This window comes from Nocardia transvalensis NBRC 15921 (assembly GCF_000308875.1).
Classification (GTDB): Bacteria; Actinomycetota; Actinomycetes; order Mycobacteriales; family Mycobacteriaceae; genus Nocardia; species Nocardia transvalensis.
The window spans coordinates 1-26,268 of record NZ_BAGL01000047.1 but is presented as its reverse complement, the minus strand read 5'-3'; the positions used below and the strand labels follow the sequence as shown (position 1 = coordinate 26,268).

23 protein-coding genes and 1 pseudogene are annotated in these 26,268 nt (G+C 69.8%); 16 read left to right on the top strand and 8 right to left on the bottom strand.

Going from position 1 to position 26,268, the window contains the following annotated elements:
* Positions 1–16 precede the first annotated feature (16 nt).
* The 3 genes from ON41_RS14370 to ON41_RS14360 form a co-directional block, all read right to left on the bottom strand.
* Positions 17–319 carry an urease subunit gamma gene (locus ON41_RS14370; protein ID WP_040748120.1) on the bottom strand — a complete coding sequence of 101 codons (303 nt, stop codon included), beginning with the start codon at positions 317–319 and terminating at the stop codon, positions 17–19.
* 176 nt (positions 320–495) lie between these two features.
* Positions 496–903 (bottom strand): PaaI family thioesterase, encoded by a 408-nt coding sequence (locus tag ON41_RS14365; protein ID WP_040748133.1) that lies wholly within the window; start codon positions 901–903, stop codon positions 496–498.
* A 188-nt stretch (positions 904–1,091) separates the two neighbouring features.
* Positions 1,092–1,802 carry a hypothetical protein gene (locus ON41_RS14360; RefSeq protein WP_040748119.1) on the bottom strand — a complete coding sequence of 237 codons (711 nt, stop codon included), beginning with the start codon at positions 1,800–1,802 and terminating at the stop codon, positions 1,092–1,094.
* A 102-nt stretch (positions 1,803–1,904) separates the two neighbouring features.
* Between ON41_RS14360 and ON41_RS14355 the strand changes: the two genes are divergently transcribed.
* The 13 genes from ON41_RS14355 (at position 1,905) to ON41_RS14295 (ending at position 15,983) form a co-directional block, all read left to right on the top strand.
* On the top strand, positions 1,905–2,942 hold the full coding sequence (locus tag ON41_RS14355; protein ID WP_040748118.1) for a FecCD family ABC transporter permease: 1,038 nt from the start codon (positions 1,905–1,907) through the stop codon (positions 2,940–2,942).
* A gap of 23 nt (positions 2,943–2,965) precedes the next feature.
* Positions 2,966–4,045 (top strand): FecCD family ABC transporter permease, encoded by a 1,080-nt coding sequence (locus tag ON41_RS14350; RefSeq protein ID WP_040748117.1) that lies wholly within the window; start codon positions 2,966–2,968, stop codon positions 4,043–4,045.
* The gene (locus tag ON41_RS14345) at positions 4,042–4,884 is read left to right on the top strand and encodes an ABC transporter ATP-binding protein (protein WP_040748116.1); all 843 of its coding nucleotides are present in this window, start codon (positions 4,042–4,044) and stop codon (positions 4,882–4,884) included. Before ON41_RS14350 ends, ON41_RS14345 begins: the two co-directional genes overlap by 4 nt.
* A 77-nt stretch (positions 4,885–4,961) precedes the next feature.
* Complete coding sequence (locus ON41_RS14340) at positions 4,962–5,378, top strand: BlaI/MecI/CopY family transcriptional regulator (protein ID WP_040748115.1); 417 nt, start codon at positions 4,962–4,964, stop codon at positions 5,376–5,378.
* Between the two features lie 89 nt (positions 5,379–5,467).
* On the top strand, positions 5,468–6,421 hold the full coding sequence (locus tag ON41_RS14335; protein WP_040748114.1) for a M56 family metallopeptidase: 954 nt from the start codon (positions 5,468–5,470) through the stop codon (positions 6,419–6,421).
* Entirely contained in the window at positions 6,411–7,769 is a 1,359-nt protein-coding gene (locus ON41_RS14330; protein ID WP_040748113.1) for a DEAD/DEAH box helicase, read from the top strand. Before ON41_RS14335 ends, ON41_RS14330 begins: the two co-directional genes overlap by 11 nt.
* 88 nt (positions 7,770–7,857) lie before the next feature.
* Positions 7,858–8,346 carry a DnaJ family domain-containing protein gene (locus ON41_RS14325; RefSeq protein ID WP_040748112.1) on the top strand — a complete coding sequence of 163 codons (489 nt, stop codon included), beginning with the start codon at positions 7,858–7,860 and terminating at the stop codon, positions 8,344–8,346.
* Between the two features lie 176 nt (positions 8,347–8,522).
* The gene (locus ON41_RS14320) at positions 8,523–9,959 is read left to right on the top strand and encodes a GuaB1 family IMP dehydrogenase-related protein (protein WP_040748111.1); all 1,437 of its coding nucleotides are present in this window, start codon (positions 8,523–8,525) and stop codon (positions 9,957–9,959) included.
* A gap of 247 nt (positions 9,960–10,206) precedes the next feature.
* Positions 10,207–11,655, top strand: coding sequence for a hemolysin family protein (locus ON41_RS14315; protein ID WP_040748132.1), 1,449 nt, complete (start codon positions 10,207–10,209; stop codon positions 11,653–11,655).
* Positions 11,648–12,712, top strand: coding sequence for a hemolysin family protein (locus ON41_RS14310; protein WP_040748110.1), 1,065 nt, complete (start codon positions 11,648–11,650; stop codon positions 12,710–12,712). The genes ON41_RS14315 and ON41_RS14310 overlap by 8 nt, the downstream gene beginning before the upstream one ends.
* Positions 12,713–12,722: 10 nt before the next feature.
* A complete protein-coding gene (locus ON41_RS14305; RefSeq protein ID WP_085995677.1) occupies positions 12,723–13,628 on the top strand; it encodes a 3-methyladenine DNA glycosylase in 906 nt (301 codons plus the stop codon).
* Positions 13,629–13,764: 136 nt separating this feature from the next.
* Complete coding sequence (locus ON41_RS14300; RefSeq protein ID WP_040748109.1) at positions 13,765–15,342, top strand: LVIVD repeat-containing protein; 1,578 nt, start codon at positions 13,765–13,767, stop codon at positions 15,340–15,342.
* Positions 15,342–15,983: a DUF305 domain-containing protein gene (locus tag ON41_RS14295; RefSeq protein WP_051161469.1), complete on the top strand. Its 642-nt coding sequence runs from the start codon at positions 15,342–15,344 to the stop codon at positions 15,981–15,983. The genes ON41_RS14300 and ON41_RS14295 overlap by 1 nt, the downstream gene beginning before the upstream one ends.
* A gap of 93 nt (positions 15,984–16,076) precedes the next feature.
* On the opposite strand, the gene ON41_RS14290 is transcribed toward ON41_RS14295, so the two are convergent.
* Positions 16,077–16,949 (bottom strand): hypothetical protein, encoded by an 873-nt coding sequence (locus tag ON41_RS14290; protein ID WP_040748108.1) that lies wholly within the window; start codon positions 16,947–16,949, stop codon positions 16,077–16,079.
* A 784-nt stretch (positions 16,950–17,733) separates the two neighbouring features.
* Between ON41_RS14290 and ON41_RS14280 the strand changes: the two genes are divergently transcribed.
* Positions 17,734–18,450 (top strand): hotdog fold domain-containing protein, encoded by a 717-nt coding sequence (locus tag ON41_RS14280; RefSeq protein WP_040748106.1) that lies wholly within the window; start codon positions 17,734–17,736, stop codon positions 18,448–18,450.
* A gap of 330 nt (positions 18,451–18,780) precedes the next feature.
* On the opposite strand, the gene ON41_RS14275 is transcribed toward ON41_RS14280, so the two are convergent.
* The 3 genes and pseudogenes from ON41_RS14275 to ON41_RS14265 all read right to left on the bottom strand — a co-directional run bounded on the left by ON41_RS14275 (position 18,781) and on the right by ON41_RS14265 (position 21,541).
* Complete coding sequence (locus ON41_RS14275) at positions 18,781–20,073, bottom strand: acyl-CoA dehydrogenase family protein (RefSeq protein ID WP_040748105.1); 1,293 nt, start codon at positions 20,071–20,073, stop codon at positions 18,781–18,783.
* Positions 20,074–20,192: 119 nt separating this feature from the next.
* Positions 20,193–20,795 (bottom strand): annotated as a pseudogene (locus ON41_RS14270) (TetR/AcrR family transcriptional regulator); the annotation flags it as partial.
* Positions 20,792–21,541 (bottom strand): SDR family NAD(P)-dependent oxidoreductase, encoded by a 750-nt coding sequence (locus tag ON41_RS14265; RefSeq protein ID WP_040748104.1) that lies wholly within the window; start codon positions 21,539–21,541, stop codon positions 20,792–20,794. The pseudogene ON41_RS14270 and the gene ON41_RS14265, both read right to left, overlap by 4 nt.
* Positions 21,542–21,963: 422 nt before the next feature.
* On the opposite strand from ON41_RS14265, the gene ON41_RS14260 reads away from it, so the two are divergent.
* Entirely contained in the window at positions 21,964–24,147 is a 2,184-nt protein-coding gene (locus ON41_RS14260) for a malate synthase G (RefSeq protein WP_040748103.1), read from the top strand.
* Positions 24,148–24,305: 158 nt separating this feature from the next.
* The gene (locus ON41_RS14255; protein WP_040748102.1) at positions 24,306–25,385 is read left to right on the top strand and encodes a DUF4185 domain-containing protein; all 1,080 of its coding nucleotides are present in this window, start codon (positions 24,306–24,308) and stop codon (positions 25,383–25,385) included.
* Here the strand turns inward: ON41_RS14255 and ON41_RS14250 are convergent.
* Positions 25,386–26,268: lipase family protein (locus tag ON41_RS14250; protein ID WP_040748101.1), on the bottom strand; the 883-nt coding region annotated here is incomplete at its 5' end. It lies immediately after the preceding gene.

Genomic DNA, 26,268 nt, shown 5'->3' with positions numbered 1-26,268 from the left:
GCTCTGCCATATCGTCTCAGCCGATCGGGTGGTGCACGGTGACGAGTTTGGTGCCGTCCGGGAAGGTCGCCTCCACCTGCACGTCGTGGATCATCTCCGGCACGCCGTCCATGACGTCGTCGCGGGTGAGCACGGTGCGCCCGGAGGCCATCAGCTCGGCCACCGTGCGACCGTCGCGCGCGCCCTCCAGTACGTGGTCGGTGATGATCGCGACCGCCTCCGGATGATTGAGCCGCAGCCCGCGCTCGCGGCGGCGACGGGCCAGTTCGGCCGCGTAGCTGAGCATCAGCCGTTCCTGCTCATGCGGCGACAAGCGCATGCGGTACTCCTCGGCGAATCGGACGGTTCCACGCCGGCTGACCCCTGTGTCGTACCGGGCGATCTGCGAACCCGGCTACGCCGGGGCAAGAATCAGTGTTCGTCGCCGGCGCGTGGGGTTGCCTGTTCGTGGGCGACATTCTGGCACGACTGCCCGAGGCATGCCGCGCGACGTGCTCAGGACTCGGATGCGGGGAGGTTCTGCAGCCGCACCTGACCGCGCGCGACCACCCGGTCCTGCTCGTCGGTGATCACCACCTGCCACAGCTGCTGCAGGCGGCCGCGGTGGATCGGGGCGGCCTCGCCGCGCAGCGTGCCCTCTCGGACCGCGCGCAGGAAGTCGGTGTTGTTGTTGACCCCCACGACCGTGCCGCGCTCGCCGTACCAGACGCCGCCGCCCACGCTGGCCAGCGTCTCGATGACGGTGCAGTACACCCCGCCGTTCACGATCCCGGCCGGCTGGTGCAGCCGGGCGGACACCGCCCATTCCGCCGCCACCCGATCCGGTCCCAGTTCGGTGTACTTCAGGCCGATCAGGTCGGTGAAGGTGCCCTCGCTGTAGCGAGTCATGAGCTCGGGGGTCATATCCGCGAGGGAACGGACGTCGGTCTGATCGCGCTCGGTCATAGGAAATGCTTAGCATTCGCTCCGGAGACGAGAGCGGCGGGCTCCACGTCGGATACGTGGAGCCCGCCGCGGCACAGGATCGGGAGTCGACCGCAGCCCTCGGGACTCTCGGCGATCCGGACGCCGATGTTCAGTGTAGGGCAGGCTTACCTAACAAGGCAAGGGCGACGCACCGGCATTCCGCGTTCGTCCATCGCGGCCAGCAGCGACTGCCCCCGCGCGGCGCCCGCCGCCGAGGAGGTGCGCGCCAGGTCCGGCACGTAAGTGGCCGCGCCCACAACGGTTTCGGCGACCAGCGACCAGAAACGCCGCGCGCTCAGGCCCGCACACCGCGCCATCGCGTGCTCCGACAGCGTGAGCGCCGCCTCGCACCGATGCGCCAGCCACACCGACATCGCGCGCTCGCACGGGAGGGTCACCACGCCCGGACGGCCCGCCAGGCGGTCGCCGTCGACGACGCGAATCGTGGTGTCGGACAAGCCCGCCCAGTCGATCCCGCCGTCGTTGTCGGTGTGCACCCACAGATTCTCCAGCCCCGGATCCCAGGCCCTCCCCTCGGCCACCAGCAGCGCGACGACACGGCCGACCACGGCGTGGATCAGCGCCGTCGCAACGACTTCCGCGGCGATGTCGGCGCTGATCATCTCCGCGACGTGGCGGCGGTACATGAGTTCGATGCGCCCCTCGCGCGCGCCGTCGGCCAGGCGCCACCACCGCCGCCGGCCCTGATCGGCCATGGCGGCCACGGCGTACACCCGCGGATGCTCCGGTTGCAGCGCGCGCAGCCGGGCACAGGCGTAGCCGAATGCTTCGTCGGACCGGCGAGCCGGAAGGGCGCTCATCAACGGTTCGGACATCGAACCTCCTAGTCGGTTGGCAATGCGGGGCCGAAACGGAAGATAGGTTAGGCTTACCAGACTTAGCAATGAATCGAATCACGTCAGGAGTTATTCGTCGCCGTGCCCACTCGAGTCACCAGGAATCGGCACCGCGTCGCAGGGCTCCTGATCCTGGCGGTAGTACTGCTGGTCACCGTGGCGGCGGGCATCGCCGTGGGCGCCCGATCGCTGTCACCCGACGCGGTTCTGCACGCGCTCACCTGCCCCGGCGGCTGGCCGCTGAGCTGCCCGGCGAGTACGCCCGCGGACCAGATCGTGCGCGAACTGCGGCTGCCCCGAACCGGTTTGGCGCTGATCACCGGCCTGGCGCTGGGGATCGCCGGTGCCCTCATCCAGGGCTACACGCGCAATCCACTGGCCGACGGCGGACTGCTCGGGCTCAATGCCGGGGCCGCGTTCCTGGCGGCGCTGTCCATCCACCTGTTCGCGCTCACCCGCCCGGAGCAGTTCATCTGGTTCGCGCTGGCGGGCGCGCTGATCGCGGGTCTGGTCGTGTTCGGCGTCTCCGCCGTCGGCGGCGGCACCGCGAGCCCGCTGGGCCTGGTGCTGGCCGGCGCCGCGGTGACGGCGCTGCTGCAGGCGCTGACCAACGCGGTGATGCTGCTGAATCCGGCCGCGCTGGACACCTTCCGGTTCTGGGTGGTGGGCAGCGTCGCCGGGCACGACGTGAGCGTGCTGCGGCAGGTGCTGCCGTTCCTGATCGCCGGCACGGTCCTGGCGTTCGTCGCCGCGCCCGGCCTCAACGCCCTCGGTCTCGGCGAGGACGTGGCCCGCGGGCTCGGCGTCAACGTCGGCCGCAACCGGATGCTCGGGCTCGCGGCCATCGTGCTGCTCACCGGCGCGTCCACCGCCGCGGTCGGGCCGATCTCGTTCCTCGGGCTGATGGTCCCGCACCTCGCCCGCATGCTCACCGGCCCGGATCAGCGCTGGCTGCTGCCCTATTCGGGCCTCCTCGGCGCGATCGTGCTGCTGCTGGCCGACGTCGCCGGCCGCGTCGTCGCCCGCCCCGGCGAATTGCAGACCGGCATCGTCTTGGCCGCGATCGGAGCGCCGTGCTTCATCTGGTTCGTCCGGCGACGGAAGACGGTGGGGCTGTGAGTGACTCGACGAAATCGGGGAGCATGTCCACGCTGTCCCGGGTGCGGCCCGCGGTGCGGGTGGGGCCCGCGTCGGCTGTGCTGCGAATCTCCGTCCTGCTGACCGTGATCGGCCTCGCCGTCGCGCTGCTCGTGGCGTTCGCGTTCGATATCGCGGTGGGCGAGTTCCACATTCCGCTCGGGCGGGTCCTCGACGTCCTGACCGGCGGGGGCACGCGGGCGCAGCGGTTCATCATCTTCGAGTCGCGGCTGCCGCGGGCGGTGACGGCCGTGGTCGCGGGCGCCGCGCTGGGCCTGGCGGGCGCTGTCACGCAGTCGATCCTGCACAACCCGCTGGCCAGCCCCGATCTGCTCGGTATCACCTCCGGGTCGAGTTGTGCGGCCGTCGCCGCGGTCGCGGGGACCGGATCCGCCACGGGCCTCGCCGCCACGCTCGGCGTCCCGCTGGCCGCGCTCGCCGGCGGGCTGCTCACGGCGGTGGCGATCTACGTCCTGGCCTGGGGCCGCGGGCACGACGGCGCGGCGGGCACGACCGGAATGCGCCTGGTACTCATCGGAATCGGCGTCAACGCCCTGCTGCTGTCGGGGGTGAGCTGGCTGCTCACCCGCGCCACCCTCACCGACGCCACCCGCGCCCAGTTGTGGCTCACCGGCTCGCTCAACGGCGCCGACTGGACCCGCGCGGTGCCCGCGGCAATCGGCCTGGCCGTGGTGCTCGCCGTCACCGCCGGATCGGCGCGGACCCTCGCGGCCCTGCGGTTCGGCACCGACACCACCCGCGCGCTGGGCGTGCGGCTGCAGGCGCAGCAGGGGCTGCTGCTCGGGGCCGCCGTCGTCGCCGCCGCGCTCGCCACCGCGGCGGTCGGGCCGGTCGCGTTCGTCGGGCTCACCGCACCCCAGATCGCGCGCCGGCTACTGCGCGCGCCCGGTGAGCCGATCGTCGCATCGGCGCTGGTCGGGGCCCTGATCGTGGTCGGAGGCGATGTCGTGGCGCGTACCGTGGTCCCTGTCGACCTCCCGGTCGGTATCGTCACCGCCGTCCTCGGCGGACCGTTCCTGCTGTTGTTGCTCGTGCGCACGAACCGGAAAGCGACCCTCTCATGACCGCCACCCCGCATACCCTCAGTGCCGACGACGTCACCCTCGGCTACGGCGGCCGCGTGATCGTCGACGGCCTGTCGCTGGACATCCGGACCGGGGTGATCACCACCGTCATCGGCCCCAACGGATGCGGCAAGTCCACGCTGCTGCGGGCGCTGGGCCGCCTGCTGCGCCCGAAGGACGGCCGAATCCTGCTGGACGGCAAGGCGATCGCCACGCTCAAGACCCGCGACGTGGCGCGCGTCGTCGGCATGCTGCCGCAGACGCCGGTCGCGCCGGAGGGCCTCACGGTCGCCGACCTCGTCGCCCGCGGGCGGCATCCGCACCAGTCCTGGCTGCGGCAGTGGTCGGCCGACGACGAGGGCGAGGTCGCCACCGCGCTCGCCCAGACCGGCATCGCCGACCTCGCCGACCGCACCCTCGACGAACTGTCCGGCGGCCAGCGCCAGCGGGCCTGGATCTCGATGGCGCTGGCGCAGGGCACCGACATCCTGCTGCTCGACGAGCCGACCACCTACCTCGACCTGGCGCATTCGCTCGAGGTGCTGGACCTGGTCGACCGGCTGCACGAGGATCTCGGCCGCACCGTCGTCATGGTGCTGCACGACCTCAACCTCGCCATCCGCTACAGCGACCAGCTCGTCGTCATGCACGACGGCCGCGTCGTGGCCCAGGGCGCGCCCGCCGACATCGTCGACGCCGACCTGCTGCGCGAGGTGTTCGGCCTGGAGGCCAGCGTGCTCGACGATCCGGTCTCGGGACGGCCCATGATCGTGCCCATCGGCACCCGGCACGTCGTCGGCACGGTGGGCGGACCGGAACGTCATACCCCCGCGGTATGAAAAATCCCACACAGCTACCGGCGGGTTACGACGATCTGTAGTACGCATTTGTGTCGTTGGCTCCGTAAACTGGTGGGATGGCAGGTCTTGGTGAACTCGAGAAAGCGGTCATGGACCAGTTGTGGTCGGCCGACGAACCGCAGACGGTCCGACAGGTCCACGAGGCACTCGCCGCACGCCGCGAACTCGCGTACACCACGGTGATGACCGTCCTGCAGCGACTGGCGAAGAAGGATCTGGTGGTGCAGCAGCGCGACGACCGCGCGCATCGCTACGCCCCGGTGCACAGCCGGGACGAACTCGTCGCCAGCCTGATGGTCGACGCGTTGCAGCAGGCGGACGAGGTCGGCAGCCGCCGCGCGGCGCTGGTCCACTTCGTGGAGCAGGTGGGAAACGACGGGGCTGCCGCACTGCGGGAGGCACTCGCTAAGCTCGAAGCAACCGAGGCCGCGCGCACCGCGTCCGACGACAAAGGAGTCGCCCCGCCGCAGTAGAGTGCTGCGGTGCTCCGGTCGGGAGATCGCCGTCGTCGCGGAGCGCCGCGATCTCGGGTTTCCTGGCCCCACAACGCAGTGAGCTGAGCATGAACGCAACCGCGCCGGTCTTCGCCGGTCTCGCTTTGCTTCTCGCGGGACCGGTCCCCACGCTGCTCAGCCGAGCCACCTGGCCCTACCGGACACCGCGAGCGGCGCTGGTGCTGTGGCAGGCGGTCGCCCTCGCCGCCGTCCTGAGCGCCTTCGGATCCGGCCTCGCCATCGCCAGCCAGCTGCTGGTGCCCGGTCCGGACGGGCGGCCCACCACCTCGCCGACGCGCGAGATCGATGCCCTCGGCCTGCCGCTGTGGTTCGCGTACGTCGTCGTCTTCGCCCTCACGCTGCTGATCGGCGCCCGGCTGATCTATGCCGCGATCCGCGTCGGGGTGCACACCCGCCGCCGCCGCGCCCGCCACCGGATGCTCGTCGACCTGCTCGACCAGGGCGGCGACTACCGCCACAGCGAGCATCGCGCCGCGGACATCCGGGTCCTCGCCGCCACCGAGCCGATCGCCTATTGCCTGCCCGGCCTGCGCCGGCGCGTCGTGCTCAGCCAGGGGACCTTCACCAGCCTGTCCGAATCCGAGCTGACGGCCATCGTGAGCCACGAGCGCTCGCATCTGCGCGCCCGGCACGACCTGGTGCTGGAGGCGTTCACCGCGGCGCACGAGGCATTCCCGCGATTCGTGCGCAGCAAGTCGGCGCTGGATTCGGTGAAACTGCTGATCGAACTGCTCGCCGACGATTCGGCGGTGAAGGTCACCGGGCCGACGCCGCTGGCGCGCGCGCTGGTGGCGTGCTCGAATTCGACCGCGCCGCAAGGGGCGATGGCCGTCGGCGGCCCCACGACGCTGATCCGGATCCAGCGCCTGGCCGGTCCGCTGGGCGATCTGCGGATCGCCGCCGCGGCGTATCTGGTCGCCGCCGCGATCCTGGTCGTGCCGACGCTGGCCGTCGCCATCCCGTGGCTGGTCGAGCTGAGCCGGTTGTTCAGTGCCGCCTGACGCCGCATTCGGTGAGCTGGGCCTGCCGGTCCCCGTGGTGCAGGCGCTGCGCCGCGCCGGTCTGGAATCGGCGTTCCCGATCCAGGCCGCGGTCATCCCCGACATCCTCGCCGGACGCGACGTCCTGGGCCGCGCCGCAACGGGTTCCGGCAAGACCCTCGCCTTCGGGCTGCCGATGCTGGCGCGGGTGCTGCCCGGCGGGAGCGCGCCCGGACGGCCGCGCGGGCTGATCCTCGCCCCGACCCGCGAACTGGCCCTGCAGATCGAGCGCGCGCTGGACGAACCCGCGCTGGCCCTGGGCCTGCGGCTCGCGCCGATCGTCGGCGGCGTGCCGATCAAACGCCAGCTCACCCGCCTCGCACGGGGAGTCGATCTCGTCGTCGCCACCCCGGGACGACTGGCGGACCTGGTCGACCAGAACGCGGTCGCCCTCGACGCGATCCGGGTGACGGCCGTGGACGAGGCCGACCACATGGCCGAACTCGGATTCCTCGACCAGATCACCGCGCTGCTCGACCAGGTCCCGGACGGCAGTCAGCACCTGCTGTTCTCCGCCACCCTGGACGAGGCGGTGGACACCCTGGTGCACCGGTATCTCCGTGCGCCCGTGTCACATTCGGTGGACGGCGCGCCCCGGGCTACGCCGGACCGGACACCGAGGTCCTCGAATTCGAATGCCGCGCCGGTGGCCGACACGGCGAATCCAGCTGTCGCGCAATACCTTCTGCACGTCCGCAAGGCCGACAAGTACAAGGTCGTCAGCGAGATCGCCGCGCGGGCCGGGCGCACCCTGCTGTTCGTCCGCACGCAGTTCGGCGCGGAGAAACTGGCGCGGCGCCTGCGGGAGGCCGGGATCGGCGCGGCCGACCTGCACGGCGGGAAGTCGCAGAACCGGCGGTCCCGGGTGCTCGCGGCCTTCGCGGACGGCCGGGCCTCGGTCCTGGTCGCCACCGATGTCGCGGCGCGCGGCCTGCACGTCGACGACATCTCGCTGGTCCTGCACGTCGACCCGCCCGCCGATCCCAAGGACTACCGGCACCGCACCGGCCGCACCGCGCGGGCGGGGGCCACCGGCACCGTCGCGACCCTGGTCACCGACGACGACCGCCCCGAGGTCACCGGCATGCTGGCCGGCCTCGGCATCACCCCCGTGGAACTGCGCGTCGGCCCCGGTGATCGCGAACTTTCCCGCTTCGGCGCCCGTGCACCCTCCGGCCGGCCGGTCCCGGACCCCGCGGCGCCCCCACCCACGGAAACGCCCGGCATCCGCGACACGCGCGAAACCCGTGGCCGGTCCAGGCCGTCCGAGGCGCATCGCCCCCACCGTCGCAAACGTTCGGCAAACTAGCCGTCGCGGAGCGCCCGAGAGCCCAACGAGGTTGTGTGACAGCACGTTACGATGGAAGGACGACCGTCGCCTATCGAAGGGGGTAGCGATGACCGAACGTAAACCCGCCGGTATGACCTACGAGTCCTGGCTGGACAAGCAGATCCGCGAGGCGACCGAGCGCGGCGATTTCACCGACTTGCCGGGGGCGGGCAAGCCGATCCCGGGCGCGGGTCAGCCGCTGGACGAGGACTGGTGGCTCAACGACTATCTGCGCCGCGAGGGTGTGACCGGCGACGGCGTCCTCCCGCCCTCGCTGCTGCTGCGGCGCGACCTCGAGCAACTTCCCGAGCGCGTCCAGCGCCTGCGATTCGAACGCGACGTGCGCGAACTCGCCGCCGACCTCAACGCCCGCATCGTCGACTGGCAGCGGATGCCGACCGGCCCGCACGTCCGGGTCGCCCCCGTCGATGTGGACGAGGTGGTCGAGGAATGGCGCACCGCCCGCACCCCCGCACCCGAGGCACCTTCGCCGTCGGACACCGCGCCCGAGCCGCCCAAGCCTTCCCGGTGGCGTCGCCTCTTCGGCGCTCGCTGACCGCACCGGACACAGAAACCCAGGACGCGCCGCCCGTCCCGGACCCCGCACGGCCGACACTCCGCCCGGCAACGCCGAGGCGTACCCGGAGCGACCACGTATTCCAACCGTGACCAGGCGCGAACCGCCACGCCGGGTTTTCCGCACACCGCGGGCACTCCTCTACAATGGCAACAGTGCAATTTCTTCCCGGCCACACTCCGCCGTACGACCTGACCTACGACGACCTCTTCCTCGTCCCGAATCGGACGGATGTGGCGTCGCGCTTCGATGTCGACCTATCGACCAGCGACGGGACCGGCACGACGATCCCCATCGTGGTGGCGAACATGACGGCGGTCGCCGGTAAGCGCATGGCCGAGACGGTCGCGCGCCGCGGCGGCATCACGGTCCTCCCGCAGGATCTGCCGATCAGCGCCGCCGCCAAGACGATCTCGTACGTCAAGAGCCGTTCCCTCACCGCCGAAACCCCGGTCACGCTGGGCCCGGACCATTCGGTGTCCGAGGCGCTGGCGCTGGTGCACAAGCGCTCGCACCGCGCCGTGGTCGTCATCGACGAGGGAAAGCCGATCGGGGTGGTCACCGAGGCGGCCTGCGCCGACGTCGACCGGTTCGCACGCCTGCACACCGTCGCCGCGACCGACTTCATCACCGCCGAGGCCGACAGCTCGCCGCGCGAGATCTTCGAACTGCTCGAGAACGAGCACGCGCAGCTGGCCGTGCTGGTGCACCCCGACGGGACGCTCGCGGGCGTGCTGACCCGCACGGGCGCGGTCCGCACCGGCATCTACTCCCCCGCGGTCGACACGGGCGGCCGTCTGCGCGTCGCGGCCGCCGTCGGCATCAACGGCGATATCCCGTCCAAGGCCAAGGCGCTGGTCGACGCGGGCGCCGACGTGCTGGTCATCGATACCGCGCACGGCCATCAGGTGAAGATGCTGGAGGCGCTGCGCTCGGTCGCCGACCTGAAGCTCGGCGTTCCGCTCGCCGCCGGCAACGTGGTCTCGGCCCAGGGCACCCGCGATCTCGCCGAGGCCGGGGCCGACATCATCAAGGTCGGCGTCGGACCGGGCGCGATGTGCACCACCCGCATGATGACCGGCGTCGGCCGCCCGCAGTTCTCCGCCGTCGCCGAATGCGCGGCCGCCGCCCGCGAACTCGGTGTCCACATCTGGGCCGACGGCGGCGTGCGCCACCCGCGCGACGTGGCGCTCGCCCTGGCCGCGGGCGCGTCCAACGTCATGATCGGGTCCTGGTTCGCCGGCACCTTCGAATCCCCCGGCGACCTGCGCACCGACCCGAACGGCAACGCCTACAAGGAGAGCTTCGGCATGGCGTCCAAGCGCGCGGTCGCCGCGCGCACCGCCTCCGACAGCGGCTTCGACCGGGCCCGCAAGGGATTGTTCGAGGAGGGCATCTCCTCCTCGCGCATGCGCCTGGACCCCGAGCGCCCCGGCGTCGAGGATCTCATCGACCACATCTGCTCGGGCGTCCGCAGCGCCTGCACCTACGCCGGCGCCCGCACCCTCGCCGAACTCCACGAGAAGGCGGTCCTGGGCGTCCAGTCCGCCGCCGGCTTCGCCGAGGGCCGCCCCCTCCCCTCCGGCTGGTAATGCTCGACTCCACGGTGTGGCGTGGCGAGAGAGTCGTGGGCCGGACCCGGTAACATGGTGATTGCCGGGCCCGGGACCACTCGTCCCGCGGCCACAGCGTTGTACATGCAGAATCTCCGCTTGCCGAAAGGAACCAGTTGTCACCCGCGTCCGAGGGCGCCATACAGGAGGGCTCCTCTACCGAGCCGGGTGACGAGCCCGGCGCCCCCGTAACACCAGTTCCTCTCCCGCCCGGGCGGTGCTGACCATGTCGGTCGTGTTCACCGTGCTGAGCCTGGTGGGATTCATCGCTCTCACCGCCGGCACCGCCCTGTTCGTCGCCGCGGAATTCTCGCTCACCGCGCTCGAGCGCAGCACCGTCGAGGCCCACGCCCGCGGTGTCGACAGCGGCGTCCGCGGGCCCTCCGTGGTTACGCAGGCTGCCGCCTCCAGGCCTGATGCTCCCGCCGGGGGCGACCTGCGCGCCCGCCAGGTGCGCCACGCGCATCGCACCCTCTCCTTCCAGCTGTCCGGCGCCCAGCTGGGCATCACCATCACCACCCTGGTCACCGGCTACATCGCCGAACCGGTCCTGGCCCGGCTGCTGGAGCCGCTGTTCTCCGCCCTGGGCCTGGGTTCCGGTGCCACGCAAGGGGTTTCCCTCGTGACGGCGCTGGTCCTGGCCACCTCGCTGTCGATGACCTACGGCGAGTTGGTCCCGAAGAACATCGCGATCGCCAACCCGCTGGGCGCGGCGCGGCTCACCGCCGGACCCATGATCGGCTTCTCCGCGGTCTTCACATGGCTGATCAACCTGCTCAACGGCACCGCCAACTGGGTGGTGCGCCGGTTCGGCATCGAACCCGCCGAGGAACTGCGCTCGGCCCGCTCGCCCGAGGAACTCGGCTCGCTCGTGCGCACCTCGGCGAAACGCGGCGCGCTCGACCTGCGCACCGCGCTGGTGGTCGACCGGTCGCTGGCCTTCGGCGACCGCAGCGCCGAGGAACTCATGACGCCCCGCGTGAAGATCGAATCCCTCGACCAGGACGACACCATCGCCGAACTCATCACCGCCGCGGGCCGCACCGGCTTCTCCCGCTTCCCGGTGATCGACGGCGACCTCGACAACACGCTCGGCGTCGTCCACATCAAGCAGGCGTTCCTGCACCCGGTCCGGGAGCGGCACACCATCCGGCTGCGGTCGATCGCCCATCCGGTGCCGATCGTGCCGGCCAGCCTCGACGGCGACGCGGTACTGGAACGGGTGCGCGCCGACGGCATGCAGGTCGCACTGGTGGTCGACGAGTACGGCGGCACCGCCGGGCTGGTGACCATGGAGGACATCATCGAGGAGATCCTCGGCGACGTCCGCGACGAGCACGACGAGGAGGAACTCGACGTCCGGCGCACCGCCGCCGGCTGGAACTGCTCGGGACTGCTGCGCGTCGACGAACTCGCCCGCGCCACCGGATACGAGGCGCCCGACGGCGAATACGAGACCCTCGGCGGCCTCGTCCTCACCGAACTGGGCCGCATCCCGGAGGCCGGCGACGCGGTGCTGCTCCCCCATTCCGACAACGGCCACCAGCTCGAACCGCAGACCGACGGCGGCTGGCTGGCTCAGGTCGAACGCATGGACGGGCGGCGCATCGACCGGGTCCTGCTGCGGCCCATCGATGCCGAGACGCTCGCGAGCTGGGAGCACGACCATGGGTGACCTGTACGGGGTGCTGCTGACGGTGGTGCTGCTGGGCGGCAACGCCTTCTTCGTCGGCGCCGAGTTCGCGCTCATCACCGCCCGCCGCGATCGACTGGAAACCCTTGCCGCCCAAGGCAAACGAAGTGCCGACACGGTGATCAGGGCCGGTGAGCACCTGTCGATGATGCTCGCCTCGGCCCAGCTCGGCGTCACCATCTGCTCACTGCTGCTGGGCCGCGTCGGCGAACCGGCCGTCGCGCATCTGCTGGAGTACCCGTTCGATCTGCTCGGGGTGCCCGACCAGCTGCTGCACCCCATCTCGTTCGCGCTGGCGCTGGGCCTGGTCGTGGTGCTGCACATGCTGCTGGGCGAGATGATCCCGAAGAACATCGCCCTCGCCGGGCCGGAACGCGTTGCGCTGCTGCTGGTTCCGATGCTGCTGTGGTTCCTGCGGCTCGCCCGGCCGCTCATCACGCTCTACAACCTCGCCGCGAACCTGACGCTGCGCGCGCTGCGCATCGAGCCGAAGGACGAGCTGGACGCCACGGTGTCGTCGGTGGAGCTGGCCGAGATGATCGGCGAGTCCCGCTCGGAGGGGCTGCTCGAGGAGGGCGAACACCGCCGCCTCACCCAGGCTCTCGGCACCACCGACCGCATCGTCGCCGATGTGATGGTGCCGCTGGGGAAGACGCGCTGCGTGCCCCTGCGCGGCGACGGGACGACGCTGGGCGATATCGAATCCGCGGTCGCCGAGACCGGCTTCTCCCGCTACCCGGTCCGCACGGACGACGGCTCGCTGGTGGGCTACCTGCACGTGAAGGATGTGCTGGACAAGGTCGCCGACGACACCGCCGGACCGTCGACGCCGATCCCCCGCACCGATATCCGGCCGCTGCCGACGGTCAGCATGGGCACCACGCTCTACGAGGCGCTCGCCCGGCTGCGCCGCACCAACAGCCACCTCGGCCGCGTGGTCGACAGCCGCGGCACCACCGTCGGCATCGTCGCGCTCGAGGATCTGGTGGAGGAGTTCGTGGGCACCGTGCGCGACGCCACGCATCGGATCGCGGAGTGAGACACGCGGAATGATCGTGGTGGCCGACGAGATCCGGATCCTGCCCGAGGAGGAGTGGCGCGCCCGCGCCGAGGCGCATCGCGCGCGGGCCGACATGCTTCTCGCGCCGTATCTCGCGCGGCGGGCCGCCGGGGCGAAGCATCCGGTGATCGACTTCCTGTTCACCTACTACGGGCACAAGCCCGCGCAGATGCGGCGCTGGCATCCCGGATTCGGGATCGCCCTGGAGAACGCGGCGGAGTACGCGAACACCCGCGGATACCACGAGGCGCCACGGGAACACGTGTCACCGGCCGGGCAGGCATGGACGGCCGACCCCGCCTTCCTGCTGCGCCGCGCCGATACCGTGGAGTTCGTCGCAACCCTGTTGCGCGCCACCGCATCCCGGCCCCCGCAACTGTCCTGTTTCGGCCTGCACGAGTGGGCGATGGTCTATCGCAGCGACGCTGTGCGTCACGACCAGGTCCCGCTGCGTCTGGGACACGCGGGGACGGATGCGGTGGTGGAGTCGATGTCGTTGCGCTGCACCCATTTCGACGCCTACCGGTTCTTCACTCCGGAGGCGGCGCCCCGGAACATCGAGCCGCTGACTCGCGACGACCAGCCGCGCCGTGAACAGCCCGGCTGCCTGCACGCGAATATGGACCTGTACAAGTGGGGTTTCAAGCTGGTGCCGCTCATCGAGTCCGACCTGCTGCTGGACTGCTTCGAGCTGGCTTGCGCCGCCCGCGAACTCGATATGCGCGCCAGCCCCTACGACCTGACGGAGTACGGCTACACCCCGGTCGCGATCGAGACCCCCGCCGGGCGCGCCGAATACGTCCGCGGCCAGTCCCAGCTGGCCGAACGCGCCGCGCCGCTGCGCGCCCGGATGCTGGCGGCGGCGGAATCCCTGCTGCACCGGATCGATCGCTGACGGAACCATTTCGTTCGAAACCACCCGGCTGAGACAGTGAACACGTTACCGTTTCGGCACTGACGAAACCGGTGGGTACCGAATACCGCCCGGTCCGTCGGGGCGGGTGACGGAACGGTGCGGAAGGCGGGTCGCCATGGCGCGAATGCTGGGAACTCGACGGTCCAGGCCGCTGATCGTGCTGGTCGCGGCGCTGCTGGCGGCGGCCGTCCTGCCGCTCGGCGGCGCGTCGGCGGATCTGCAATCCGATATCGCCGGCCAGGTGCGGCAGTTCCTCGACGTGGGCCGCACAGCGGCGGCGCGGGCCGACTGCGGTGCGGGTTCGCGCCCGGAACCCGGCCTGCAGGGCGATGTTCCGGCCGACGACCGCAACAGCGGCCGCAGTACACAGGGGTACAGCTGCAATATGTCGTTCGTCGGCGGCTATGCCGGGCACGGCGGCGGCATCACGTCCACCACCTACGACCACTGCTCCTACACGGGTTCGTTCTTCCCCGGCAATCTGCTCGGCCCGGCGCAGGGCGTGCAGGTGCTGGATGTCGCGGATCCGGCGCATCCCGTGCTGACGGCCGCGCTCACCGAACCGGCGATGCTGGCGGGGACGTGGGAGAGCCTCAAGGTCAATACCGAGCGGAAACTGCTGGTGGGCACCGGTGTTCCGGTCGGCGAGGGCGTCGGGTACCTGTCGGTGTACGACATCTCCGACTGCGCGCACCCGCGGCTGCTCAACCCCGGGCCGGGGTCGAATCTGGCCATGCCGCTGCCGATCACGACGCACGAGGGCGGCTTCTCGCCCGACGGCCGCACGTACTGGGCCTCCGGTATCGCGCCGGGCTTCCTCAGCGCGGTCGACCTGACCGATCCGGCGAATCCGCATGTGGTCTGGCAGGGGCTCACCGGGATCGAGGCACACGGGTTCGGCGTCGCGGCGGACGGTAACCGGCTGTATCTCTCGGCGCTCGGCGGATTCACGGTGCTGGACGTCTCCGCGGTGCAGCGCCGCGATCCCGCTCCGCAGGTGGCGCACCTGGGGCGGGTGTTCTGGACCGACGGCTGGGCCACCCAGCACAGCATTCCGGTCACCTACGACGGCAAACCGTATCTGTTCACCGCCGACGAAGGCGGTTCCGGCGGAGTGAAACTCATCGACGTCTCCGACGACACCCGACCCGAGGTGGTCAACAAGATCAAGCTGGAGATCAACCTGCCCGAACACCAGGACAGCATGATGGCCTCGGCCATGGGCGGCTCGGTGTTCTCCTACGATTCGCACTACTGCGCGGCGGACCGGCCGAACGATCCCACGGCGCTGGCGTGCGGCTGGGAGTCCTCGGGCATCCGGGTGTTCGACGTGCGCGATCCGTTCCACGTGCGCGAGATCGCCTACTTCAACCCGCCCGCCCGCACGGGACAGAATCTGCAACTGTGGAATTCGCCGCACGCGCTCGGTTCGCTGCTGGGACCGCCTGTGATGGAGGGTTTCTCGGTCGCGCGCGCCGTGCTGGAGGGCACATTCGATCCGTACCAGGCGTTGTCGCCGCGCAGCGGGATGCTGGCGTTCGGCGACGTCTCCACCGACTGGTGTTTCGCGCCGCCGGAGTGGCACGGCGACCAGCTCTGGACGACCTGCAACGACAACGGCTTCATGGTCTTGCAGCTCGACGGCGACGTGTATACGCCACCGGCGGACCAGCAATCGATCGTGGGGTCGTGATGCGGGGCTGGTTCCGGATCGCCTCGTTCGCCTGCGGCGCGCTGCTGCTGCTCGTCATGGGCGCCGCCCTACGCCCGCTGGTCCTGCCCGAATCCCCCACGCCCGCACCGGTGTTGAACGACACCGAGATCGGCTTCGCCCAGGATATGACGGCCCACCACCAGCAGGCCGTCCAGCTGGTCGCGCGGCTGGACCCGGGCGCCGACCCCACGGTGCTGCGGCTGGCGCGTCAGATCGATCAGTCACAGCAGGTCGAGATCGGCACCATGCTCGGATGGCTCCGCCTGGCCAACGCGTCTCCCATGCCCCAGCACTCGATGGAATGGATGCACCAGGGCTCCGAAAACGCCGCGGCACACCACCATTCATCCACTCCGGCTCCGGCCGCCATGCCGGGCATGGCCTCTCAGGCCGACCTCGACGCCCTCTCCGCCGCCCGCGGCCGGGACGCCGAAACCCGTTTCCTCCAACTGATGTACCGCCACCACCAGGGCGGCATCACCATGGCCCGAGCCGCCGACCGACTCATCCCCTCCGGCCCCGTGAAGGAGGCCGCCCGCGGAATGATCGTCGGCCAGAGCCAGGAATGCGGCTTGATAGCACTCATGCTGAACCAACGTGGCGCACAGCCACTTCCGTAACCACCGAACGAATCCCGGCCGAGCGCATCCAGCCGCCGACCGCCGACGCAACGCCGCGCGGTCGACTGACGAACCTCGCCGTCGGCCCTCGGTCTACTGAGGGAGGGCCGCGGGTTCGAGTTCGGGTGTGGTGGGGCGCGCGGGGTAATGGTGGTGCGTGCTGAACCACTGCTCTACTCCGCCGATGGCCAGGAGGTGGCGGTCGGCGGGATTCTCGACGAGGTGTTCGACGAGGGCCAGGAGCAGGTTGGAGTCGCATCTCGCGAGGTAGGCGGGAATGCCGAATTCGCCGACCTGGTCGAACAATCGGTTGTCCACCGGTGTTTCCGGGTCGGTCAGGCGCAGGACGATGGTGGGGCCCTCGCGCAGGTAGGGCGCGACGTACTGCGTTCTGTTGTCGACCCCGGCGATATCCTCCCAGGGCAGGAAGCGGTCCTTCGCCCGCAAGTCCCGCAGCGGATTACGCCGCACGATGCCGGACGGGTACAGCTCGATATGAATGCGCGAGCGGGCGGCGAGCGACACCAGTATCAAGGCGACGAACAGCACCACCGAAACGACCAGGGCGCCGATCGCCCAGTCGTCGGACGCGGCGAACGGGAAGGATCCCGCGACCCCGGCCCACCACGCCCACCAACACGCTTGCCCGAAGACGATGAGCCCCACCAGAGTCGAGACCAGAGGCACGATCCGCGTGGGCTGACTCACCCGGACACCCGCGCCCCGCGCGAGATACGAACATCTCCGGACCGGTAGGCCGAACACGATCGACACCCGCGGCACCACCCCGCGCAACATGCCCAGCGCCATCACCAGAATCCCCACCGAAGCGACGGCGAGCCCCACCCCGCCCACGACCTCCACGGGATGCTCAGTGCCCCAATGCGATACCACGACCATCGCCCACACAAAGGTCGTCACCGAGATTCCGGCGAACAACCCGGCCAGCAGCAGCGCCGCCGGCACCGGACGCCCGGTAGGCCACCGCTGCTCGACCCGCAGCTCCGGAAACCGCCCCCGCGCAGCCTGATTCGCCTCCCCCAGGCGAGACAGCTCATCCCCGATACGGGAAAGCCGCCGGGCAGCACCCTCAACACCCCGGCGAACAACCCCCCGGATATCGATTTCGAGCCCCATCGACCGCGGTCCCCATGATCTGTCGGCAATCCATACAACGTCGACGAAACCTACCACTACCACCACCCCACCGGCGCGCGATCCACAGCGACGCGACGGTCCTGCCTGGCGGTCGTGCGACGAGGGAACCGGGAGCGTCCGGCCATGCCACCACATGCGCCGGCGATATCCGCACCGCGTCCGTCGCCCGGCAGCGGCGGGGTCATCCCCGGAACCCGGAAGCCCGATCGATAACAGGTCTTCGTCCCGGACGAGGATGATGACGACGACCGCTACTTCCGGGAGCGGCGGCGACAGGGGCGCATGCAGTGATGCGATGGATCCGCTACGGGGAAGCAGGGTCGCGTTGCCGGTTCGGCTTCGGGACGACTTCGACAATGGGCAAGCGAAGGATGTTCGGTTCTTGCGACGGGGCGACGAGGAGTGGGGGCAGACGACGGCCGGGAATCAGTATCACTGTTTCTCGTGATCTTTCCCGGGTGGTTGCCGTTCGGCCTGGCGATAGCCGCCCTGTGTTATATCCGCTCGACCACTTTCGTCTACTGCGAGCCCTCCGGGCCATCGGCGAGACCGGGCGGTATCGTCGAGCGGGATCTACCGGGAGGGGTGGGGTATGGGTGCTGTCGAGACGCTGACTGTTCCCGAGCATGTGCACGGGTATCCGGAGGTGGCGTTCGGCGGGTATATCGCGGGGTTGCTGGCTCGCCGGGTCGGGGCTCCCGCGGTGCGGGTCGATTTTCGCAGTCTGGTTCCCGTCGGGACCGGGGTGGGGCTCGGTGCGACCGGGTCCGGGTGGGCGCTGACGGGCGCCGGGGACATGGTGCTGGCGGAGGCGACGCCGTCGGTCGTCGCGATCGCGCCGCCGCGGATGCCGACCTGGGCCGAGGCCAAGCAGGCGTCGGAGACGGCGCTCGCCGAACGCGCGGAGGCCGTCGACTGCTACGGCTGCGGTGACGCGTGCGCGCCGGGCCGCGGCCTGCGCCAATTCCCGGGCCGATTGCCCGATCGGGAACTCGTGGCCGCCGCGTGGACCCCGGACCAGGCCTTGGCCGAGGCCGGCGACGAACTGCCGCCGGAGGTGGTGTGGTCCGCACTGGACTGCCCGGGCGGAATCGCCGGAATACAGCTCGCCGGAATGCGATTCGGCGCGTTCACCGCGGCGCTCACCGCCACCCAGTTGCACCCGGTTCACGCGGGCCGCGAGTACATCACCTACGCGTGGCCCGTCGCCGCCGAGGGCCGCAAATACACCTTCGGAATCGCCCTGTCGTCCTCCGACGGGGAATTGTGCGCGCTCGCCGAAGCACTCTGGATCGGGCCGAAAACCTGACTCCACAATAAAAAACAGTGGCCCCCTGATCAGGGGGCCACCGTCGATTCCCAGCGCACCTATCGCCGGATCCGTTCCGGCACGATAAGTCGTGCCGCTCGGCGACCGGTGCGGCGGATCACACGGGCGGGAACCCGGCGGAACCGGTGCTGAACCAGTTCCACAGCGCCGTAGCGTGTGCGATGAGCACATTGGCAACATCGATAGCGGTACTACCCATCGAGATTCCTCACATCAGGTGATTTCACTTGCGCCGCCCAGGGTAGTGCACACCCGATCGGTGGAAAGGGGCTGTCACCAATGGGTCAGCCCCGCACCGCCGGAAATCCCCTACAGATTGCCGACCGTATGCTCGAGCCGCCGCGCCACCAGATCGCGCGCCTGTTCCCGCAGCGCCGGCCGATAGCCGCTGGGATAGACCGGATCCGCGGGCGCGTACTGCTTGAGCACCTCCTTGGCGAGGGTGATCTTGTGCACCTCGGTCGGCCCGTCGGCGATCGCCATCACCTCGGCGTAGTTCATCATGTCGACGAACGGCAGATCCTCGCTGACCCCGAGCGCGCCGTGCAGATGCAGGGCCCGGCGGGCGATATCGTGCATCACCGCCGGCATCGCCACCTTGATGGCCGCGATGTCCTTGCGCACCGCGCGGTAGTCCTGCGCCTTGTCGATGCGCCACGCCGTGCGCAGCACCAGCAGCCGGAACTGCTCCATCTCGATCCAGCTGTCGGCGATGCGCTCCTGCGTCATCTGCTTGCCGCCGAGCACGCCGTTACCCATCGGCCGCGACACCGCCCGCTCGCACATCATGTCGAAAGCCTTGCGCACCATGGCGACCGTGCGCATGGCATGGTGCACCCGGCCACCGCCCAGGCGCGTCTGGGCGACGACGAAGCCCATCCCCTCGGCGCCCAGCAGGTGATCGGCCGGCACCCGCACATCGGTGAACCGCAGATGCCCCTCGTGCTTACTGAAGCCGTGGACCTCGAAGTTCTTCACGACCTCCACCCCCGGCGTGCCGCCCGGCACGATGAACATCGACAGCCGCTGATGCGGCGGCGCCTCCGGATCGGTCACCACCATGACGATGTGGAACGCGGCGAGTTCGGCGGCGGTGTTGAACCACTTCTCGCCGTTGATGACCCAGTCGTCGCCGTCGCGGACCGCGCGGGTCTTGAACGCGGTGGGATCCGAGCCGCCGGTGGGTTCGGTCATCACGTAACAGGAGCCGATCTCACCGTCGAGCAGCGGCTGGAGATACCGCTCCTTCTGCTCCGGCGTGCCGAAATGAGCGAGGATCTCGGCATTGCCGGAATCCGGCGCCTGACACCCGAAGACGAGCGGCGCCCACATCGAGGTGCCCAGGACCTCGTTCAGCAGCGCCAGTTTCAGCTGCCCGTAACCGGGCCCGCCCAGTTCCGGCCCGAGGTGGCAGGCCCACAGGCCGCGCTCCTTGACCTGTTCCTGCAGCGGCCGCAGCAGCGCCCGGACGTGGGGGTCGCTGCGGTTGTAGGGATTCAGATCCGGGAGCAGGTCCAGCGGCTCCACCTCGGTGCGCACGAACTCCGCGACCCAGTCGAGCTGCTTCTGATAGTCCGGGTCGGTCTCGAAATCCCAAGCCATGATCAACCTTTCGTCTGTTCGGTGTCCCGGAGTTCGCCGGGGGACGAGGTATGCGCGCCGGAGGACGGTGTCGTGCGAGATCTCGCGGGGGATACGGCGATTTCGCCTGGACCGGCGACAATTCCGTCGAGGAGGGTGGCGGCGAGGATGTCGGCTATCTCGCCGGGAGTGTGGCCGCCGTGCGGGCGGTACCAGAAGGTGACCATGTTGAGCATGCCGAGAATGCTGTTGGTCACGACGTGGTCGGCGGTGCGCAGCGCCCCCGCCGCATATCCGGCGTCGATCACCTGCTGCCAGTACCGCTGAATCCGCTCCCGCAGTTCTTGCAGGTCGGCGCCGCGGTCCCCGGTCAGCGCGGTGACATCGCGCAGCTGGATCGCGACCTCGCGCCGGTGCGCGACGATGAGCCGGACGTGACTGTGGATCAGCCCGCGCAGCTTGGCGACCGGTTCGCCGGCGCCTCCGGCGATCTCGGCGGCCTCGGCCAGCATGAGTTCGGTGTAGTCGCGCAGGATTTCGAACAGCAGCTCCTCCTTGGAGCCGATGTGATAGTAGAGCGCGCCGCGCTGCACATCCGCGCGCTCGCCGATCTCCGCGACCCCGGTGCCGTGAAACCCCTTCTCGGCGAACAGATCCACCGCCGCGTGGACGATCCGCTCCCGCGTCTCCGCCGCGATCGTGGCGGGTGGGCGGCCGCGTCTGCGCACCGGCGTCTCCGTCATCGCCAGCTCCCGTCCAGCGCGATGGTGGCGCCCGAACAGAAGCCCGAGGCGGAGGGGTCGGCGAGAAACAGTGCGGCGCCGACGATCTCGTGCGGCTCCCCCACCCGGCCCGCGGCGGTGTGCTTGCTCAGCTCCGCGCGCAGCCCGTCGGGCCACGCGGCGGAGATGTCGGTGGCGAAGGGACCGCACTGAATCGTGTTGACCCGCACCGCGGGGCCGTAGGTCTGCGCCAGACCCAGTGTGAGCGCGTTCAATCCGGCCTTGGCCGCGGAGTACGGCACGGCGAGCGGTTCGGGGCGCACCGCCTCGATCGAGGAGATATTGATGATCGCGCCGCCGCCCGCCTCCCGCATCCGCGCACCGATCAGCGCCGAAAGCCGGAACGGCCCTTTCAGATTGACGCCGATCACCTTGTCGAACAGCGCCTCACTCACCTGGTCGAGGCTGGGGTACAGCGGCGACAGCCCGGCGTTGTTGACCAGCACGTCGACCCGGCCGAATTCGGTGTACGCGGCGGCGGTCAGGTCGTCGCATTGCGCCCAGTCGCTCACATTGCACGCCACCGGCAGCGCGCGGCGGCCGAACTTCTCGCGCACCTGCTCCGCCAGCGCCTCGCACGCGTCGGCCTTGCGGCTGGCGATCACCACATCCGCCCCGGCGCCCGCGAACGCGAGCACCATCTCCCGGCCCAGCCCGCGACTGCCGCCGGTCACGACGACGACCCGGCCCTCCAGCGACTGCCCCATCGGCACCTCCCGGCGTAATGTTCCACCCAGTACATTAAATGTACCGAGCGATACAATCAAGGTTCCCGGCCAAAAGCGCGCCGGGAACATCCAGGGGCGCGCCGCGAAGATCCGGAGCGTGCCGAGGACCTTCAGGGCACGCCGAGAACCTCCAGAGCACGCCGAGAACCTCCGGGGCACGCCGAGAACGTCGGCAGCGTGCCGAGAACCTCCGGAGCACGCCGGGAACGTCGGTAGCGTGCCGGGGACCTCCGGGGCACGCCGTGAATATCGGCGGCGCGCCGCGAAGATCCGGGGCACGCCGCCGACCTCCGGGGACGCGCCGGGGAACCTCTGGTGGGCGGACTGCGGCGGTTCATGTACCGGCGAGTAACATGACAGGCGTACTTTTTCCATCCGGCTATCTCGAAATGAGGCAGTAGATGACAGAGCGGATTCAGGTCGGCGGGCTTCAGGTTGCGACTGTTCTCCACGACTTCGTCGAGAATCACGCGCTCCCCGGCACCGGCGTAGATTCCGCCGCGTTCTGGTCCGGTGCCGAGCGGGTCATCACCGACCTGGCCCCGCGCAACCGCGCCCTGCTGGCCGAGCGCGACGAGATCCAAGGCAAGCTCGACGCCTGGCACGCCGAGAACCCGGGCGCCGGGTACGACAAGGCCGCCTACAAGACGTTCCTCTCCGAGATCGGCTACCTGCGGCCCGAGCCGGCCGATTTCACCATCGGCACCCAGAACGTGGACGACGAGATCGCGACCACCGCCGGCCCGCAGCTGGTGGTGCCGGTGATGAACGCGCGTTTCGCGATCAACGCCGCCAACGCGCGCTGGGGCTCGCTGTACGACGCCCTCTACGGCACCGACGCCATCTCCGAGGCCAACGGCGCGGAGAAGGGCACCGGCTACAACCGGGTGCGCGGCGACAAGGTCATCGAGTGGGCCCGCAACTTCCTCGACGACGCCGTGCCGCTGATCACCGGCTCGCACGTGGGCTCACAGGCGTACAAGATCGTCGACGGCGAACTCGAGGTCACCCTCGAGGACGGCACCGATATCGGCCTGGCCGACGCCTCGGCGCTGGTCGGCTACCGCGGCGCCCCGGAGGCCCCGACCTCGGTGCTGCTGCGGCACAACGGCCTGCACATCGACATCCAGATCGACCCGGAGTCGCCCATCGGCAAGACCGACGGCGCGGGCGTCAAGGATCTGGTGCTGGAGTCCGCGGTCACCACCATCATGGACTTCGAGGATTCGGTCGCGGCCGTCGACGCCGAGGACAAGGTGCTCGGCTACCACAACTGGCTCGGCCTGATGAAGGGCGACCTCGCCGAAGAGGTCACCAAGGGCGGCAAGACCTTCACCCGCACCATGAACCCGGACCGCGTCTACACCGGCCTGAACGGCGAGGACATCACCCTGCACGGCCGCTCGCTGCTGTTCGTGCGCAATGTCGGCCACCTGATGACCAGCGACGCGATCCTCGACGCCGAGGGCAACGAGATCCCCGAGGGCATCCTCGACGGCCTGCTCACCTCGCTGATCGCGGTCCACAGCCTCCGCGGCGACGCCAGGGTGTCCAACTCGCGCACCGGCTCGGTGTACATCGTGAAGCCGAAGATGCACGGCCCCGACGAGGTCGCGTTCACCAACGAGCTGTTCGACCGCATCGAGGACGTGCTCGGCCTGCCGCGCAACACCCTCAAGGTCGGCATCATGGACGAGGAGCGCCGCACGACGGTCAACCTCAAGAGCTGTATCGCCGCCGCGAAGGACCGTGTGGTCTTCATCAACACCGGCTTCCTCGACCGCACCGGCGACGAGATCCACACCTCCATGGAGGCCGGGCCGGTGGTCCGCAAGGCCGAGATGAAGAAGCAGCAGTGGATCCTGTCCTACGAGGACTGGAACGTCGACACCGGCCTGGCGACCGGCCTGCCCCACAAGGCGCAGATCGGCAAGGGCATGTGGGCGATGCCCGATCTGATGCACGACATGCTCGAGCAGAAGATCGGCCACCCGCGCTCCGGCGCCACCACCGCCTGGGTCCCCTCGCCGACCGCCGCGACCCTGCACGCCACCCACTACCACCTGGTGGACGTGTTCCAGCGGCAGTCCGAGATCGCCCGGGGCGGCGCCCGCGCCACCGTCGACCAGATCCTCGAGATCCCGCTCGCCGCGGAGACCAACTGGACGGACGAGGAGATCCGCAACGAGCTGGACAACAACTCGCAGTCCATCCTCGGCTACGTGGTGCGCTGGATCGACCACGGCGTCGGCTGCTCCAAGGTGCCCGACATCAACGACGTCGCGCTCATGGAAGACCGTGCCACCCTGCGCATCTCGAGCCAGCTGATGGCGAACTGGCTGCGGCACGGCATCGTGACCGCCGACCGGATCGTCGAGAGCCTGGAGCGGATGGCCCCGGTCGTCGACCGCCAGAACGCCGGTGACCCGGAGTACAAGCCGATGGCGCCGGACTTCAACGGCAGCGTCGCCTTCCAGGCCGCGAAGGAACTCATCCTGGAGGGCACCCGGCAACCGAACGGCTACACCGAGCCGATCCTGCACCGCCGCCGCCGCGAGGCAAAGGCGCTGGCCGCCAAGAGCTGATCGCTTCCGATCGGCAGAAAACGCTGGTCGGCAAGCACATTGACCGAATTCCCCTGGTAGGCGATTGCCTGCCAGGGGATTTCGCGTCTTGCGCGGGTGGTACCCCTACGTGCGATGCTCGACGCTCACATGGCTCGGACGTCAGGGAGGATTCCACCATGCCCCAACGGGGGACACAGCTTTGCGATACCGACGGCGACTCCGCGACGCGATTCGGGCTCGGCTCCGGCGATCTGGGCATTCCGTACCGGCGGCACGACGGGGGCTGGGGGTACGTCTTCGGAGACTGCAATGTCGGCCCCGGGGCATCCGGCGACTACATCGGCTCCCCCGTCCTGCTGTTCGGGGACACGTTCGACAGCTCCGGCGGGACGGCGATCGAATTCACCGGCAGCCAGCCGAGTCCGACGTGCGCGCAGATCTTCGACTATCAGCACCAGGCGGACAACGGTTTCGGCGTCACCGAGTTCAGCCGCATTCCCAACGACGCCATCGCGCTGACGGTCGACGGCCAGGAACGGCTGTTCGTCCAGTACACCTCGGTGCACGAGTGGGTGCCCGAGGGCAGCGCCAACGACGGGTCGGCGATGAGCGGTATCGCCTACTCCGACGATCACGGCGCGAGCTGGAAGGATTTCGACCACCACTGGAACGGCGACGCGCTCGGCGCGAACGGGTCGCTGTACATGATGTGGAGTTTCGCCGGCGTGGATTCCGACGGCCACCTCTACTGCTTCTCCAAGGCGTGGAACGGCAGCCACCACTACGCCGCCGACGGCGGGCAGATGCAGCTGTTCCGCTTCGATCCGCGCGATTTTCACAACGGGGCGTTCGACCGGCAGGAGAACTGGGCGCAGGTCGACGGCCGGTGGCGGTGGACACGCGACGCCGCGCCCACCCCGATCTTCGGTTCCGGCAACAGCATCGGGGAGTTCAGCGTCAAGATCGTCGGCGGCATGTACTGCATGTCCTACTTCGACGTGGACGACTACAGCGTCCGAACCCGCACCGCGCCGCGGCCCGACGCCGTCTGGTCGGACCCCAAAACACAGGTGGTGGGCAGCAACAAATGGCCGACGGGCCACTGGGGCAAGCACCACCTCCCCAACCTCTACGGCGGCTACATCCATCCGGGCAGCGCCGCCGCCGACTCCCTGACGCTGATCCTCAGCCGGTGGGACGGCACCGCGGGGCACCGTCCCTACACGGTCACGCAGTGGGACGGGATCGAACCGTAGTCAGCACTCGTCCGGCGCGGGCTCGCCCTGGAGCCGCTGGTCGAGCCAGCCGATCAGCAGCGGCCAGCCGGTATCCCCGGCGAGGAAGTGCTCGCCGGGGACGCTGCGGTAGATGCCCGCGACGCCCATCGCGCACTGCTGCCGGAACAGCTGCTCGGCACCCGCGGCCGGAATCCAGAAGTCGTGCGCGCCGTTGTAGACCAGCAGGGGCACACCGGATTTCATGCCGGACATATCGGTGGCGGCGAAGACCCGCTCGGCCACCGGGCTGTGCAGCGGATCCGGGATGTTCGCCGCGATATCGATCGGCGCCAGCGTCGCGCCCGGCACCTCGATCAGATTCATGCAGACGTTCTTCAACGGCGACGTGGTCACCTGGCGCGCGAGATTGTTCATGGTCGTGAGGATTTCGGGATGCTCGCGGCCGATGCCGAAGACCGCGGACATGAAAACGCCCGTGGCCAGGTTCCCGTTCATGCTGTCCGCCAGCATGCGGAAGTCGGCGGGGACGCCGCCCACCGCGGCGCCCGTGATCGACTCCGCCAGATCCGGTGCGTAGGAACCGATGAGAGCCGCCGCGGCCCGGGTGGCGATGGCGCCGCCCGAGTAGCCGGCCATCACGTAGCGGCTGCCGCCGAGTTCGCCGGGCAGCAGGGCGCGGGCGGCGCGCACCGCGTCCAGGACCGCGTGCCCCGCCACGAACGGTTCCGCGTAGGCCATATTCGGGCCCTCGTGGTCGGGGATCAGCACCGCGTAGCCGCGCAGCAGCGCCAGCTGGCTCAGCGGCGGGAAGAAGTCGGCGGAGTTGGTGGTCTCCGAATAGCCGTGCGCCAGTGTGTAACCCGGCGTGCACCGCCGCCCGAGGCCGTCGATCGCGAGGTTG

Excerpts from the sequence above, each read along its gene's own strand:
- ON41_RS14370 (WP_040748120.1), bottom strand. The coding sequence starts at position 319 with ATGCGCTTGTCGCCGCATGAGCAGGAACGGCTGATGCTCAGCTACGCG.
- ON41_RS14365 (WP_040748133.1), bottom strand. The coding sequence starts at position 903 with ATGACCCCCGAGCTCATGACTCGCTACAGCGAGGGCACCTTCACCGAC.
- ON41_RS14360 (WP_040748119.1), bottom strand. The coding sequence starts at position 1,802 with ATGTCCGAACCGTTGATGAGCGCCCTTCCGGCTCGCCGGTCCGACGAA.
- ON41_RS14350 (WP_040748117.1), top strand. The coding sequence starts at position 2,966 with ATGTCCACGCTGTCCCGGGTGCGGCCCGCGGTGCGGGTGGGGCCCGCG.
- ON41_RS14345 (WP_040748116.1), top strand. The coding sequence starts at position 4,042 with ATGACCGCCACCCCGCATACCCTCAGTGCCGACGACGTCACCCTCGGC.
- ON41_RS14340 (WP_040748115.1), top strand. The coding sequence starts at position 4,962 with ATGGCAGGTCTTGGTGAACTCGAGAAAGCGGTCATGGACCAGTTGTGG.
- ON41_RS14335 (WP_040748114.1), top strand. The coding sequence starts at position 5,468 with ATGAACGCAACCGCGCCGGTCTTCGCCGGTCTCGCTTTGCTTCTCGCG.
- ON41_RS14325 (WP_040748112.1), top strand. The coding sequence starts at position 7,858 with ATGACCGAACGTAAACCCGCCGGTATGACCTACGAGTCCTGGCTGGAC.
- ON41_RS14315 (WP_040748132.1), top strand. The coding sequence starts at position 10,207 with ATGTCGGTCGTGTTCACCGTGCTGAGCCTGGTGGGATTCATCGCTCTC.
- ON41_RS14310 (WP_040748110.1), top strand. The coding sequence starts at position 11,648 with ATGGGTGACCTGTACGGGGTGCTGCTGACGGTGGTGCTGCTGGGCGGC.
- ON41_RS14305 (WP_085995677.1), top strand. The coding sequence starts at position 12,723 with ATGATCGTGGTGGCCGACGAGATCCGGATCCTGCCCGAGGAGGAGTGG.
- ON41_RS14300 (WP_040748109.1), top strand. The coding sequence starts at position 13,765 with ATGGCGCGAATGCTGGGAACTCGACGGTCCAGGCCGCTGATCGTGCTG.
- ON41_RS14295 (WP_051161469.1), top strand. The coding sequence starts at position 15,342 with ATGCGGGGCTGGTTCCGGATCGCCTCGTTCGCCTGCGGCGCGCTGCTG.
- ON41_RS14280 (WP_040748106.1), top strand. The coding sequence starts at position 17,734 with ATGGGTGCTGTCGAGACGCTGACTGTTCCCGAGCATGTGCACGGGTAT.
- ON41_RS14275 (WP_040748105.1), bottom strand. The coding sequence starts at position 20,073 with ATGGCTTGGGATTTCGAGACCGACCCGGACTATCAGAAGCAGCTCGAC.
- ON41_RS14265 (WP_040748104.1), bottom strand. The coding sequence starts at position 21,541 with ATGGGGCAGTCGCTGGAGGGCCGGGTCGTCGTCGTGACCGGCGGCAGT.
- ON41_RS14260 (WP_040748103.1), top strand. The coding sequence starts at position 21,964 with ATGACAGAGCGGATTCAGGTCGGCGGGCTTCAGGTTGCGACTGTTCTC.
- ON41_RS14255 (WP_040748102.1), top strand. The coding sequence starts at position 24,306 with ATGCCCCAACGGGGGACACAGCTTTGCGATACCGACGGCGACTCCGCG.